This window comes from Nonomuraea maritima, from assembly GCF_900100395.1.
GTDB classification, from domain to species: Bacteria; Actinomycetota; Actinomycetes; order Streptosporangiales; family Streptosporangiaceae; genus Nonomuraea; species Nonomuraea maritima.
The window spans coordinates 23702-37197 of sequence record NZ_FNFB01000017.1 but is presented as its reverse complement, the minus strand read 5'-3'; the positions used below and the strand labels follow the sequence as shown (position 1 = coordinate 37197).

13 protein-coding genes and 2 pseudogenes are annotated in these 13496 nt (G+C 68.6%); 11 read left to right on the top strand and 4 right to left on the bottom strand.

Annotated elements, in window-relative coordinates; translation table 11 throughout:
- Nucleotides 1-223: 223 nt before the first annotated feature.
- Nucleotides 224-691 (bottom strand): PPOX class F420-dependent oxidoreductase, encoded by a 468-nt coding sequence (locus tag BLR04_RS24450; protein WP_090769439.1) that lies wholly within the window; start codon nt 689-691, stop codon nt 224-226.
- Between the two features lie 187 nt (nt 692-878).
- Here BLR04_RS24450 and BLR04_RS24445 point away from each other — a divergent pair, with 187 nt between their 5' ends.
- Together BLR04_RS24445 and BLR04_RS24440 are read left to right on the top strand one after the other, a co-directional pair.
- Nucleotides 879-2243 (top strand): acetamidase/formamidase family protein, encoded by a 1365-nt coding sequence (locus BLR04_RS24445; protein WP_090769437.1) that lies wholly within the window; start codon nt 879-881, stop codon nt 2241-2243.
- Between the two features lie 107 nt (nt 2244-2350).
- Entirely contained in the window at nt 2351-3379 is a 1029-nt protein-coding gene (locus BLR04_RS24440) for an NAD(P)-dependent alcohol dehydrogenase (protein WP_090769435.1), read from the top strand.
- Nucleotides 3380-3384: 5 nt separating this feature from the next.
- On the opposite strand, the gene BLR04_RS24435 is transcribed toward BLR04_RS24440, so the two are convergent.
- Nucleotides 3385-4461, bottom strand: coding sequence for a hypothetical protein (locus BLR04_RS24435; RefSeq protein ID WP_090769434.1), 1077 nt, complete (start codon nt 4459-4461; stop codon nt 3385-3387).
- 383 nt (nt 4462-4844) lie between these two features.
- Between BLR04_RS24435 and BLR04_RS24430 the strand changes: the two genes are divergently transcribed.
- On the top strand, nt 4845-5282 hold the full coding sequence (locus BLR04_RS24430) for an anthrone oxygenase family protein (protein ID WP_090769432.1): 438 nt from the start codon (nt 4845-4847) through the stop codon (nt 5280-5282).
- A gap of 250 nt (nt 5283-5532) precedes the next feature.
- Entirely contained in the window at nt 5533-6063 is a 531-nt protein-coding gene (locus BLR04_RS24425) for a phospholipase (RefSeq protein WP_090769430.1), read from the top strand.
- A 67-nt stretch (nt 6064-6130) separates the two neighbouring features.
- On the opposite strand, the gene BLR04_RS24420 is transcribed toward BLR04_RS24425, so the two are convergent.
- The gene (locus tag BLR04_RS24420) at nt 6131-9199 is read right to left on the bottom strand and encodes a DEAD/DEAH box helicase (protein WP_090769428.1); all 3069 of its coding nucleotides are present in this window, start codon (nt 9197-9199) and stop codon (nt 6131-6133) included.
- Between the two features lie 180 nt (nt 9200-9379).
- On the opposite strand from BLR04_RS24420, the pseudogene BLR04_RS42610 reads away from it, so the two are divergent.
- The 7 genes and pseudogenes from BLR04_RS42610 to BLR04_RS24390 form a co-directional block, all read left to right on the top strand.
- A pseudogene (locus BLR04_RS42610) lies at nt 9380-9633 on the top strand (hypothetical protein); the annotation flags it as partial.
- Nucleotides 9634-9740: 107 nt separating this feature from the next.
- The gene (locus tag BLR04_RS24415; protein ID WP_090769427.1) at nt 9741-10688 is read left to right on the top strand and encodes a hypothetical protein; all 948 of its coding nucleotides are present in this window, start codon (nt 9741-9743) and stop codon (nt 10686-10688) included.
- A gap of 31 nt (nt 10689-10719) precedes the next feature.
- Nucleotides 10720-11136, top strand: a complete 417-nt coding sequence (locus BLR04_RS24410; protein ID WP_176903268.1) for an RDD family protein — start codon at nt 10720-10722, stop codon at nt 11134-11136.
- Between the two features lie 6 nt (nt 11137-11142).
- Complete coding sequence (locus BLR04_RS24405) at nt 11143-11967, top strand: hypothetical protein (protein ID WP_218129137.1); 825 nt, start codon at nt 11143-11145, stop codon at nt 11965-11967.
- Nucleotides 11968-11992: 25 nt separating this feature from the next.
- On the top strand, nt 11993-12211 hold the full coding sequence (locus BLR04_RS24400) for a hypothetical protein (RefSeq protein ID WP_143022177.1): 219 nt from the start codon (nt 11993-11995) through the stop codon (nt 12209-12211).
- 140 nt (nt 12212-12351) lie between these two features.
- Nucleotides 12352-12723, top strand: coding sequence for a YciI family protein (locus BLR04_RS24395; RefSeq protein WP_090769421.1), 372 nt, complete (start codon nt 12352-12354; stop codon nt 12721-12723).
- Between the two features lie 34 nt (nt 12724-12757).
- A pseudogene (locus BLR04_RS24390) lies at nt 12758-13165 on the top strand (sigma factor); the annotation flags it as partial.
- 148 nt (nt 13166-13313) lie between these two features.
- On the opposite strand, the gene BLR04_RS40845 reads toward BLR04_RS24390, so the two are convergent.
- On the bottom strand, nt 13314-13466 hold the full coding sequence (locus BLR04_RS40845; RefSeq protein ID WP_176903267.1) for a hypothetical protein: 153 nt from the start codon (nt 13464-13466) through the stop codon (nt 13314-13316).
- Nucleotides 13467-13496 lie beyond the last annotated feature (30 nt).

Here is a 13496-nt window from a genome sequence, read left to right as displayed (position 1 = left end):
CTGTTGGGGTGGCGGTCACGCTCTGATCGTGACGTCCGGCTGTCTCTGTTGGGGTAGCGGTCACCTTCTGACCGTCACGCCGCGCCGCCTCTATGGGGCGGCGCTCGTCCTCTGGCCGTCTCGCCGCGCCGCCTCCACCGAGGCGGCGCTCACCCAACTCCCACCTCGCCGGGCGCGCTCGGCGGGTGGTGAGGGTGGACGGCCGCGGGACGCGCGTGGTGGGTTACTCGGTGACCAGGCGGGCGGGGAAGCCGCCGGTGGCGATGGGGCCCCAGCGGTCGATATGGATGCGGATCAGCGATTTGTCCTGGCGGTGCATCGCCTCGCGGTACTCGTCCCAGTCGGGGTGCTCGCCCGCGATGCAGCGGAAGTACTCCACCAGCCCTTCCAGGGCCTCGGGCATGTCGAGCACCTCCGCGTGCCCGTCCACCTGGACGTACGGGCCGTTCCAGTCGTCCGACAGCACGCAGATCGAGACGCGGTCGTCGCGCCGCGCGTTGTGGGCCTTGGCCCGGTCGGGGTACGTCGACACCACGATCCGGCCGCTCTCGTCGACGCCGCAGGCGACCGGCGAGAGCTGCGGGCGGCCGTCCGCGCGGGTGGTGGACAGCAGGCCGTGGTGCCTGGGCCGGAGGAAGTCGAGCAGTTCGGGCAGTTCGACCTGGCGTGCGGTCGCGATGTTCGGAGCCATCTCAAGTGCCTTTCGAATCAGACTGACCTCCCGATTTTTCCACCTCGCCGGCCATCGCCTTCCCGCGGGTTTGCCCCCGCCGTCGGACGAGCCCGCACCGCCGTCCGGTACGTGAGAAACGTCCCGCGAACACCGCCGTAACCAGCCTCGTTCATGATCGAGCACAAGAGACGTCGGAGGGAGACCCATGAAAATGCCGGAAAGCGTGCGGGACGCCCTGATCGCCAAGCTCGGGCGGCGCAACTTCCTGCGAGCCATCACCGTCATGGCGGGGGCGGGCGGCGCGTCACTGGGCGCCCGTGCCGCCTTGGCGGAGACGCCCACCAAACGTCCCCAAGTGACCCTCCCGAAGGAGGTCCTGCAGCCACACAAGGGCCCGATCCCCGGTCGGCACTACCTGCCGTCGGCCGTCGACCAGGTCTTATGGGGGTACGTCCCCGCACCGGACACCCGCCCGGCGCTGCGGATGCGTTCCGGCGAGACGGTCACCGTCGACTCCGTGTCGCACGAGGGCATCCTGGAGGACCAGGGCCGCGACCCGATCACCTACTTCGGCGGGCACGGCGTGCCCCGTACCCAGGTCCTCCAGGACGCGATCGCGATCGCCCGCGACTACGACCGGACGGACCGCGACTTCGACCGCGACGGGCCGCACGTCGTGACCGGGCCGATCCACGTCGCGGGCGCGCGTCCGGGAGACGTCCTCAAGGTCGAGATCCTGTCGCTGGTGCCGCGCGTCCCGTACGGGGTGGTGTCGAGCCGGCACGGCAAGGGCGCGCTGGCGCGTGCGGCGGGCGGCGGCTCGCCCGACGGCATCACCCTCGACGAGGTCATGCCGCCGGTGGCGACCGACGGGCGTCCCACGGGGAATCCGCTGACGTACGGGAACGTATCGGTGTTCACGCCGGTCAGGCGGGGGCGCGGCGGCGTGCCGAGCGGGGTCATGAAGCGCGGCAGGAGGGGCGAGGTGACGTTCCCGCTGCGGCCGTTCATGGGGATGATGGGCGTCGCGTTCGCCCAGGGGAGCGGCCCCACCGACCCGGCGCTGAACTCGATCCCGCCGACGCTCGGCGGCGGCAACATCGACATCAACCTGCTCGGTGCGGGCGCGACGTTCTACCTGCCGGTGTTCGCGGACGGCGCGCTGTTCTACACCGGTGACCCGCACCACGCGATGGGCGGCGGCGAGGCGGCGCTGACGGCGATGGAGGGCTCGCTGCGGGTGACGTTCCGGCTGACGGTGTGCAAGCCGGGGTCGGGCGACGCGCCGACGGTCGCGTTCCGCTATCCGTTCGGTGAGACGCCCGAGGCGTGGCTGCCGATCGGCCTGTCCGACCCCGACGGCTCACTGAACGGTCAGGTGAACGACCTCGACATCGCCATGCGGCGGGCGGTCGTGAACGCGCTCGACTTCCTGGAGCACGACCAGGGCATGGACCGGGCGGTGGCGTACGCCTACCTGTCGGCGGCCACGAACTTCGAGGTGTCGCAGGTGGTCGACAGGACCACCGGGGTGCACGGCGTCATCCTCAAGGACCATTTCTCCAGATAGGCGACTTTGCCGGGCGCTTGGCGTGTCATGAAATTTCGGGCGTTGACCGTCAATACCGGCCGAACCAACGATCGGAGGAGAGCCTTTCCGCCGGCCAGGGAGTGACGATGAAAGCCGTACGCCTGCACGAGTACACCAAGCGCCCGGTCGTCGAGGAGGTGCCGGACCCCAAGGTCCAGAGCCCGCTGGACGTGCTGGTCGAGATCGGCGGCGCCGGGCTGTGCCGTACCGACCTGCACATCGTCGAGGGCCAGTGGGCGGACAAGTCCGGCGTGCGGCTGCCGTACACGATCGGGCACGAGAACGCCGGATGGGTCCGCGAGACGGGCCCGGCGGTGACGAACGTCAGCCCGGGGGACGCGGTCATCCTGCACCCGCTCGTCACGTGCGGCCTGTGCCGGGCCTGCCGCGCGGGCGACGACGTGCACTGCGCGAACTCGCGCTTCCCCGGCATCGACGCCGACGGCGGCATGGCCGAACTGCTGCTCACCAGCGCCCGTTCCGTCGTCAAGCTCGGCCCCAACCTGCGTCCCGCCGACGTCGCCGCGCTCGCCGACGCCGGCCTGACCGCCTATCACGCCGTACGGAAGGCAGTGCCTTTGCTCTATCCCGGTACGCGGGCCGTCGTGATCGGAGCCGGCGGGCTCGGCCACATCGGCGTGCAGTGCCTGGCCGCGATGACCCCGGCCGAGATCATCGTCGTCGACCGCTCGGCCGCCGCGCTCGACGTGGTCAAGGACCTCGGCGCCACGCACACCGTCCTCGCCGACGGCGGTCAGGGCGCCGCGGTCGCCGACCTGACCGGCGGGGAGGGCGCGCACGTGGTGTTCGACTTCGTCGGCGAGGGCGGGACCGAGCACGAAGGGGTGGCGATGCTGCGCCGGGCGGGTTCGTACTTCGTGATCGGGTACGGCGGCCGGGTCGAGATCCCCACGATCGACGTCATCTCCAGCGAGATCAACGTCATCGGCAACCTCGTCGGCTCCTACAACGACCTCGACGAGCTGATGACCCTGACCGCGCAGGGCAAGGTGCGCCTGCACACCCGTACGTACCCGCTCGAAGCGGTCAACGAGGCCATGGACGACCTCGAGCACGGACGCCTGCAGGGCCGCGGCATCCTCGTACCGTCCTGAACCTGTCAGAGCAGCGCCTCGCGGCGCCGGGCCGCCTCGTCGCGCAGCTCGGCGACGAACGCCTCGGTGCGGCGGTGCTGCCGGGGGACGGCGTCGCGCCCGCAGTACAGGATCCAGCAGCTGTGGATGCCCGACAGCAGGTTCTCGACCAGGTCAGGAGCGGGACGGGCCGGATTGAGCGACGTGATCGGCAGATAGACCGCGTCGAGGCTGAGGTCGAGGTCGCGGTGGTCGGCGTTGGCGCGGGCGATGAGTTCCTCGGCCGCGTCGATACGGCGCTTGGCCGCCGCGACGCCGTGCAGGTGTCCTTCGGCGAGGTGCAGCGTGTGCCGGATCAGCGGCATGACCACCTGGCGGGCCGAGGCGCCCGTGCTCATCGCCGCGACGACCTCGGCGCTGCTCTCCTGCGCGAGCGCCTTCACGCGGTCGGCCCGGGTGGCCGTCTGCGTCGGGTGCAGTCCGGTACGGCGTGCGGTCACGGTGGCCGCCGCGTACAGCCAATGAGCGGCGGCGATGGCCGCGGCGGTGGGCTCGACCTGCGTGACCAGCGCCTCGTTGCCGAACGGGTGCTCGTGCAGGAGCGTGTCGGCCTGGGCGACCTGCAGCGGCGAGGCGTCCTCGCGGCTGAGGACCACGGCCTGCTGGGCGCGGGCCGACAGGTCGCCGAGCTCGGCGCGCTCGACGGCGGCCAGTTCGTCGGTGACGTCGGCGGTCACGGCGGCGGCGAGCCGGGGCGCGTCCATGGTCCGCAGGACGCTCCCGACGCGGTGGGCCGCCTGCTCGATCCGGGTGGCGGAGGGCCGGGCACCGGGCGTGACCAGGGCGGGCAGCACCTGGGCGAACGAGTCGCGCTCCCGCTGCCGATGCCAGCCCACGCTGTGGGGACCGTGCTGGTCGGCCGCGCCGGCCGGATGCGTGTAGCAGCGCCAGCAGACCTGCGACAGGTACGTCAGACAGTTGGCCAGCCGCAGGGCGTCGCGGTCGCACGGCAACGCGGCCACATCGGTGGCGACGTCACCGATCCCGGTGCTCCAGTGCGCGACCAGGGCATTGCGTACAGGATCGACGGCATACCGGGTCACCGGAACTCCTCGCAACGGCGTCCCTCCCAGAATGCGCGCTCCCTCACGCCCCCGCACCCCGAACACCACGGTTCCCCGTCCCCTACCAGGGGTTATGTACGTAATGCGCGAAAACTGAGGGACACGCTCCGACTCCTACGCCCGGGCGTATGGGCACCCGTCGATCCGTGGTCACGCTCCGCTCGCCGGGGAGGCAAGACGCCCGCATATGCGTGGCGTCCATGGCATGGTCCTCGGATGGCGGGCTTGGTCCGTTTTCCATGGAGAGGTGGGCGTTCGAGGGTGCATGCGGGCATTGGCCCGTCCGCGTATCTGGACGTCTGCGTATGCGGGTGAGCGTCCTCGCCATGGTCGCCGTGGCTGTGAGAGCAGATCATGAAGGCATGACGACCGTGGCACTCATCGCCCTCGTGCTGCACGGCACTCTCGCGGGCCTCTTCTACGCCTTCTCCATGTCGGTCATGCCGGGCCTCGGCGCGATCCAGCCCGCCGAGGCCGAAGCCGCGATGCGCAGCGTCAACCGGAAGATCCTCAACCCCTGGCTGTACGTGGTGTTCATGGGCTCGCCGCCCGCGGCGCTGCTCGCCGGGCTGCTCGCGGACGCCCCCGCCGCACCGTGGTTCTTCGCCGCCGCCGGGGTCAACGCCATCGGGTCGTTCCTGGTCACCGTCGCGATCAACGTACCGATGAACAACGCCCTCGACGCGGGCACGATGCCCTGGCACGAGTACGCCCCCCGCTGGACCACCTGGAACACCGTCCGCACAGCCGCCTGCACAGCAAGCCTCGCCCTCGTGGGCATAGGCCTGACCCACCTGTAGCCGGGATGGCCCATGGAAGCGCCGCCCCGCTCGGGGCGGAACGTCCCTGGACCGCCGCGCCGCCTGGACCCCTGCGCTGCCTGGACCGCCGCCGCCGGGGGCGCGGCGTCCTCGAACCGCCGGGTCGTCCGCCAGGGCAAAACGTTGGAGGACACCTGCTCCGGCATTACGCGACGCTGCGGCGCGTCGCCGGGCGGCCAGGTGAGGCTTGCCGTGACAGGTTCCGGCCCCGGACACGAAGCAGGTTCTCATGGCAGGACGATCCCGCGCCGCTCTCGCCACAGCCGCACTGGTCACCACCGTCGGCTTCGCACCTCCCGCCCTTGCCTCCGTACCTTCGGAGGCGACGACGGAACAGAAGCTCACCGCGCTGGCCCTGCTCACCCAGCCCACTTCGTCCAGCGCCGCCGCCTGGCGACTCGCCTACGACAACCAGCGCAGGTATGCCGCCTTCAACTTCGACTGGTCCACCGACGGCTGCACCGGCGCCGCCGACCAGCTGTTCACCTTCGACTTCCGCATGGCTTGCCGACGCCACGACTTCGGCTACCGCAACTACCGCAGCCACGGCCTCTTCGCCGAGAACAAGGCCCGCATCGACAACGCCTTCCTCCGCGACATGCGCCAGGCCTGCAGCCGCGCCAAAACCCTGCTGCGCACGGTAACGTGCCGCAGCATGGCCTGGTCGTACTACCAAGCCGTCCGCCGCTTCGGCAACCTCACCTCCGGAACCCGCACCCCGAACACAACCCTCAACCTCACTCCGCCCCAAACACCCTGACCTCACCCAAAAACGCCCCGAACAACGGGCCGGCCAACGCAACCCGCACCGGCCCGCGGACCGCCCTTTAGCCTGCGGTGGTCTTGGCGTAGTGGAAGACCTCGGGCGGGAGCGGGTGGTCGAGGCGCCAGACGAAGCGGATGGGCCGCTCGCCCTCGTGGCTCACGTAGCGCATGGGACCCGCGTACGTGTAGGGCGGAGCGCCGAGCCCCTCGTCGCGCTTCGACTGTCTGATGAGGAGATGGACCGTGGACTCGCCCGTGAGGTAACGGCGGGCGGTGGCGGTCGAGAGGCGCAGGGTGCTCTGCGACTCCCATTGGAAGAGTTCGTCGCTGATCGCCCGGTCGTGGTACAGCGTGGTGGGGGAGTAGGCGTCCTCGGACTTGTCGATCGTGACGAAGAACAAGTCGGCCCGGTGCTCCGGCACGTACTTGACCCCTTCCCGCATGTGCGCGGGCTTGTCGATGCCGAAGGCGGCGAGTACCTCGTTCTTGCTGTAGCGAGCGTGGACGCGCAACGGCACGACGTGGTCCAGGGGAGAGGCGACGTGACGCAGCCCCGATCTGAGCACCTCTGTGAGCTCTCCGAGCTCCGCGGCGCGAGCGCCAGTGAGGCGAGCAAGCCGGGCTTCCATTCCGGACATGGGCTCGGTGCCGCCCCACAGCATCGCGTCCAGCATCGCCAGCAGCCGCAGCTCGCGGGGTGACTGCGGCTTCCGCCCGGCCAGCACGTCGCTCAGGAAGGTGAGGCGTTCGACGTCGTCGATGTGCAGCATCCGGCCGAAGGCGCGTCCGAGCTCCTTGTCGGGCGGCGCGGGGTCGAAGCCCGCGGAGTGCCGGAGGGAGGCCCAGCCCTGGCGGCTGCGACGGTAGAGGTCCTCGACGTCCAGCCCGGTCTCCCGCAGGAACTCGGGAAGGCTGAGGTCGCCGAGCTCGCGCAGCTCACGTGAGAGGTCCCGCCAGTTCAGGTTGAGTGCCTGCCGGACGTTCTCGAGCACGAGCCGGCGTACGTCCCGGTCGAGGTCGATCACGCAGCCGGCGGGCAGCGTCGGGAACCCTTGCTCGATCTCCCGCGCGATGCCGGTACGGCTCGCGCCGGTGAGCGCCCGGTAACGGCGGTCGAAGCGGAACTGCTTGTGCTGGTGGCCGACGAAGTCGAGCACGGTGAGGCATGGTTTGTCGTCGGCCAGCCGCAGACCGCGTCCGAGCTGCTGCAGGAAAACGGTGGCGCTGTCGGTGGGCCGCAGGAAGAGCACGGTGTCGATCTCGGGTACATCGACGCCTTCGTTGAAGAGATCGACGGTGAACACGGCGTTGATGCGACGGTCGCGCAGGTCGCGCAGCGCCTGGGCACGCTCGCCGTCCGGGCTGTGCGCGGTGACCGCCACCGACGGCAGTCCGGCTTGGGTGAAGCGGTCGGCCATGAACCGGGCATGGTCGATACTCACGCAGAAGCCGATAGCCCGCATCCGTCCGACATCGCCGACCTTGCGTTGCAGCGTTTCCAGCACCACAGCGGCACGACGGTCGTTGCCGGTGTAGACGTTCGAAAGCGCGGCGAGGTCGTAACCCTGCCCCCGTCGCCAGCCGATCTGACGCAGGTCCGTGCCGTCGTGGACGCCGAAATACTGGAACGGGGCCAGCAGCCCACGCTCCAGCGCCTCCCACAGCCGTAGCTCGGCGGCAATCCGGCCGTCGAACCAGTGTTTGATGTCCTGCCCGTCGGCGCGTTCCGGCGTGGCGGTCAAACCCAGAAGCACCTTGGGCCGTACCGCGGAGAGCAGCTGCCGGTACGTGGCGGCCTCGGAATGGTGGAACTCGTCCACGATCACCATGTCGAACCGGTCGGGATGCGGCAGCGGATTAGCGTGCAAGGTCTGGATTGAGGCGAACACGTGCCGCCACTGCTCGGGCCGTGAGCCGCCGACGTACAGTTCGCCGAACGTCTCGTCCCGCATCGCCTGGCGGAAAGTGAGCAGACTCTGCCGCAGGATCTCCGCGCGGTGCGCGACGAACAACAACGACTGCGCCTTCCCTGCCCGGTGCAGGTCACGGTAGTCGAGCGCGGCGACCACGGTCTTGCCCGTACCGGTGGCCATGACGACCAGGTTGCGCCACCGGTCGTGGATCTGCCGTTCGGCGGCGAGCTCGTCGAGAATCTCCCGCTGGTAGGAGTACGGGCGGACGTCCACGTGCGCGAAGTCGAGCACGACCGGCCGCCCGCCGGCCCGCTCCGCGGACAGGGCGCGATCGAGCCGGTCGGCGTCCTGCGCCGGGTCGTACGGCTCGAACGACGGATCGCCCCAGTAGTCGTCGAACGTGGCGGTGAAGGTGTCGATCAGATGCGGCTGCTCGGCCTGCGCCAGACGGACGTTCCACTCCAGCCCATGGCTGAGTGCCGTCTGTGACAGGTTGGACGACCCCACATAAGCCGTGGACAGGCCGTTGCCCCGATGAAACAGCCAGGCCTTGGCGTGCAGGCGGGTCATCCGAGTGTCGTAGGAAACCCGGATTTCGGCCCCCATAGCTGCCAGCCGGTCGAGGGCGAGGCGGTCGGTGGCTCCGATGTAGGTGGTGGTCACCACCCTCAGCCGGCCGCCGCGCGCTATGAACTCCTCGATCGCCTCCGCCAGCACCCGCACGCCATTCCACTTGACGAACGCGCACAGCAGATCCACCCGATCGGCCGAAGCCAGCTCGCGTTTGAGCTCATGGCCGATCTCCGGCTGGCCGCGGCCGTTGACCAGCAACGCACTCCCCGTGAGGGGAATGACCGGCCGTGCCGGGAACCGCACCTGCCCGGCCGCGTCTCGCCCCCTGGCGAGGCCCAGCAGTTCCTCGGACGCCTCCACCAGCTCGTCAGGTGAGGCTGCCTCGGGCACGAGCTCGCCGATGAGGCCGGCGATGCGGTTGACGATCTCAACCTGCCGGGCCAGCCGTACCGTGTCGTTTTCGCCCCGTACGGAACGCAACGCCCGACGGGTGAGCGCGCCCAGATGCCGGGCCAGCGTCTCGTGGGAGTCGGCCAGGTCCAGCGACCGCCGGTCGATCAGCTCCCGATCGTGGACCGCACGCAGTCGGCCACCGAGCTCCCGAGTGATCAAATGCTGGTAAACGCCCGGCTGGAGATCGCTCACCCGGCGACTATAGGGCGGTGGCCGGCGGCTGCGGAAGATTAATCCTGAGAGCGCGAGGATCGCCCTGGACCAACCGCGGGACACCCGTAACCACCGCTTGACGAACGACGGCCTCTGGCTGGTCGAGATCCGCCACGGGCCGGGCAGTCCGGGCCCCGAACTTGGCCGGCTTCGCCACCAGAACTCTTGGACAAGGGCGTCCTCGGCCTGACCACAGACCACACCATCGCCGTCTCGGTCAGATTCGTCGGCCGTTCGCCCTCTTCCCGAGCCTCGCCCTAGCAGGCCGGCCCGCCCGCACACCCCAGCCCGCCCTAGACAAAGTCGAACAGGACCACATCAACTCCTTACCTCTTCGGTCAGGGCGTCAAAGCGGAACAAGCTCGTGCAATTGTCCTCCGTCCATGTACGGAAAGTGGAGTCCGGGTCGATGAATGTGACGCGTCGATAGTTGCTCAATCCTTCGCGCACATTCGTCTCCGGTATATCGCCGATATATATCTCGCTGCATGGTCGTGTCCTCGGCTCTACGCTCGATCTGATGAGTCTGGTCGGGATGAAGCCGGAGCAAGCTCGGAACCTGGCAGCTGCTGCCGAGGTTGCGGGCGGGTCGCTCGTGGTCCAGGGGGCGGTGATCCGGAGGCTTCTCGAGCGCTGGAACGGTGACGTCAGCCGGGTGGCCTCGTTTCCGGCGCGTGCCTCATGGGCACAAGATCAGGCTAAGGACATCCGGCGTCGCGCAGGTCTCCTGGAACAGGACCCTGAGGGCGCGGTCCTGTTCGCGGCCATGACCTCCAGTCTGGACTTTTGGGAGCAACATAAAGCCAAGGCCCAGGCGGTGACCAAGCCGCTCAAAGTGCTCGCGATCCTCAGTGGTGTGGATGCCGCCGTTCAACTGCAGAAACAGTGGGCGCAAGGAAGAAATGTGGCCGGCGCTCGTGCCATCTACGAGATCCGCCGCTACATGGGAGCCATCCCTGGTAACCGCAAGCTCTCCGAGTTGATCTCCGAGACGCTTACGGCTCGGAAAATACAAGACCTATACAAGCAGCCGTGGCAGTGGCAGCAGACGCTGTCCGCCACGATGAAGCGAGCGAAACTCCCTGGCGCAGAATTCCTGACCAAGAACGCTCCAGGTGTCGGGATATTTGCACGGCTCAGCCTCGCGGCGGCCGTCGTCACTGGTGTCAAAGAGACGGTGGCCCCGACGCACGACGGTGCCCAGAGCTGGGTAGATCGTGGCATGGGCGTCGTCCAGACAGGCGGTGCGATCGCGGTCATGGGCGGTGCGGGGATGGCCACCGCGCTTGGAGCATCGGCCGCAGTGGCAGCAGCGGTACCCGTAGCCGGCTGGGTCGCACTTGGAGTGGCCGGCGCCTACTTCCTGGGGAGTTGGGCGTGGGACAACTGGGGAGACGGCATCAAGGCTGGCGCAGGCAAGGCCTTACAAGGCGCGAAAAACTTCATCGAGAAATACAAGTTCTGGTGAATCCTCAGGTCTCTTGATGTGCGGAGGCATTATGACGTCAACCGAAGTTCCGCCGCGCGCGAGCAGTAACCGCCGCATCATTCCGCCCAGCGTGGACGGTCTGCTCGCGCTGCTGGCCGGCATCATTGCTAGCGATCCGCTGATCGAAACCATCTACTACTGGCCGACCTTCGTCGGAGCGCTGCTAGTGATGTCCTTCTGCAACCACGTGCTCGTGACGATCGCGACGGGGGGAAGCGTCGGCAAGCTATTGACCGGCTTGAGAACCGTTCGCACGAGCGACCTTGAGAAGCCCGCCATCGGCCAGGCGACCCACCGTTGGCTGTGGGGCTTCCTCTACATCGCCTACATCCCCATCATGGTGCTCACCGGAACCGACATGGATCATCTGGACATCGCTGGTCTGCGGATCGTCCGGAGAGTCGATGTCCGCCGTGCGAAGGGCTGATCGACGGTGGACGTACGCCTGGACATGGAGCTGGCTGACTTCCGTACGCAGATCAGCGAGGCCCTGGCCGAGGGCGGCACGCAACCGCTGGTCCGGTTGACCGACGAGGAACTCGCCGTCCTCGACCCCGAAGAGACGTTCATCCCCAAACCGTGCCTGTCCGCCATGGACACCCAGCAACGCGAATGGGCCATGGCGACAGCCCTGCGCTCCCTGGTGTCTCGCGAAGTCGTCGAGATCCACAACATCGAAGAGCTCGACGCCGCCCTGTACGGCGCACAAGAGGCCGCGGCCGACATGCGCATCAGGATGGACGTCGATCTCGCCCTCGCTCTCCGCCGCACCGCCGACCGCGCGCTGGCCATTACCCAGCACACCGCCGCCGGCACAGCGTTCGGCTACGTCCACATCCACGCTGCCAACCTGCTCCTGGTGGAACGCATCACCGCAGGAGGCATGCACCTGTTCACCCTGGCCGACAAAGTGCACGAAGCGGTTAACCTCGTACAACCCCTCCTGGATCCCTTCGGCGTGGCAGACCAGGACGGCCCTCTCACCCCCTTGGACCCCTCAGCTCTAGACCGCGAACATGTCGGCCCGCTCGCGGCAGTGATCGACAACGCCCGTATCGTCGCGGAGCTCGTTCTCCTCAGCGATCCTCCCGGACCCATGTTGACGACGTACGTCACCGACCGGGCGGTCTGGGCCGTGCTCGTGGACAGCCCCCATGCGCCGACGGGGATCACCGCCAGATCGGTGAGTACGGCGACCTTGTCCCAGCACATCGCCGAGATGTTGTCCGCCGGAAACCAGGAAGCGCACCATGCCTGACCGCATAAGCGAGTGGCAAGCAGACATGCACGTCATCGCCCAGGCCGCAGACGACATCGAACGCACCCTGCAAGCGATCGACGCCACCAGCGACACCACCATCTGGGCCGGACCCGCCGGAGATCGCTTTCGCGCCGAATGGGCTCAGCACCACGCAGCCATCCGCGCCGCCCTCGACGACGTCAGAGCCCAGACCCAAACGATCACTGAGAAAGTGAAACGCGAAGAAGAGCAGCAGAAGTAGGAATGCTGGCCAGAGTCCGCGTCCGGCTCATCGGCTGCGTCGCGGTGGAAGATTTTCGGTGCGGTGTCGATCTGCGGGTGGCTCGTTCGACGAGTGGGTGCGAGGGTCGGGAGGCGGCCCCGGCGGACGAGGAGTACACAATGTCGAAGTACCTGCTGATCATGCGAGGCACCGACGAGTCGAACGCGGCCATGATGGCCGACATCGACGAGATGATGGCCGCGACCCGCCAGTTCATCGAGGAGACGGTCAAGGCCGGCGTTCTCCTTGCGGCGGAGGGGCTGGACGATCCGCGACAGGGCGTCGTCGTCGACTTCAGCGGCGAGGCCCCGGTGGTCACGGACGGGCCGTACGGCGAGACCAAGGAACTGTTCGGGGGCTTCTTCCTGCTCGACGTCGCCTCGAAGCACGAGGCGGTGGAGTGGGCCAAGCGGGTCCCGGCGGCCCCCGGGGCCAAGGTCGAGGTCCGGCGGGTGCCTGGAAGCGACGAGGTCCCGCAGGTCAGTGAATGATCAAGGACGCGGCCGGACGCGAGAACAACGTCTGATCGGTACGGCCGACGTCGAGGCCGTCTGGCGGATCGAGTCGGCGCGGATCGTCGCCGCGCTGACCCGATTCACCGGCGATTTCGGCGTGGCCGAGGACGCGGCCCAGGATGCGGTGGCCGAGGCACTGGTGTCATGGCCACTCGACCCTCCGGTCAATCCGGCCGGCTGGCTGATGGCCACGGCCCGGCGACGGGCGATCGACGCGATCCGCCGCCGGGCCGCTCTCCTGGGCCGGTACGCCCTGCTGGCGGCCGGCTCGGTGGTCGCCGAAGAACCCGATCCCGACAAGATCGATGACGACGTACTGGCGTTGATGTTCGTCAGCTGCCACCCGGTGCTCTCCCGCGAGGCCCAGGTGGCGCTGACCCTGCGTGTGGTCGCCGGTCTGTCCAGTGCGGAGATCGCCACGCCTCTTTCGAGCTCGGTGCACAGGCGGGTCAGCGTCTGGCGATAGGAGCGCAGGGTGTCGCCGTCCAGATCCCGGCGGTTCAGGAACGCGGTGGCGGCATTGGCCAGCGTCGGGCCGCTGGTGAGCGGCAGGACCTTGGCCGTGGTCACGGGGATCGGTAGTCCTCCGCGTTGCGGAGGATGGACTCGGTGTCCATGAGCGCGTTCATCGCCGCGGCGGCGGTCTCTAACGGCCGGGCGAGTGCGTCTGCGGCGCGCTGTCGGTCGGGGGTGGGGCTTGGCGCGGGTTCGTGGATCACCGGCGGGCTCCTATGTGACAGGGAACGTGT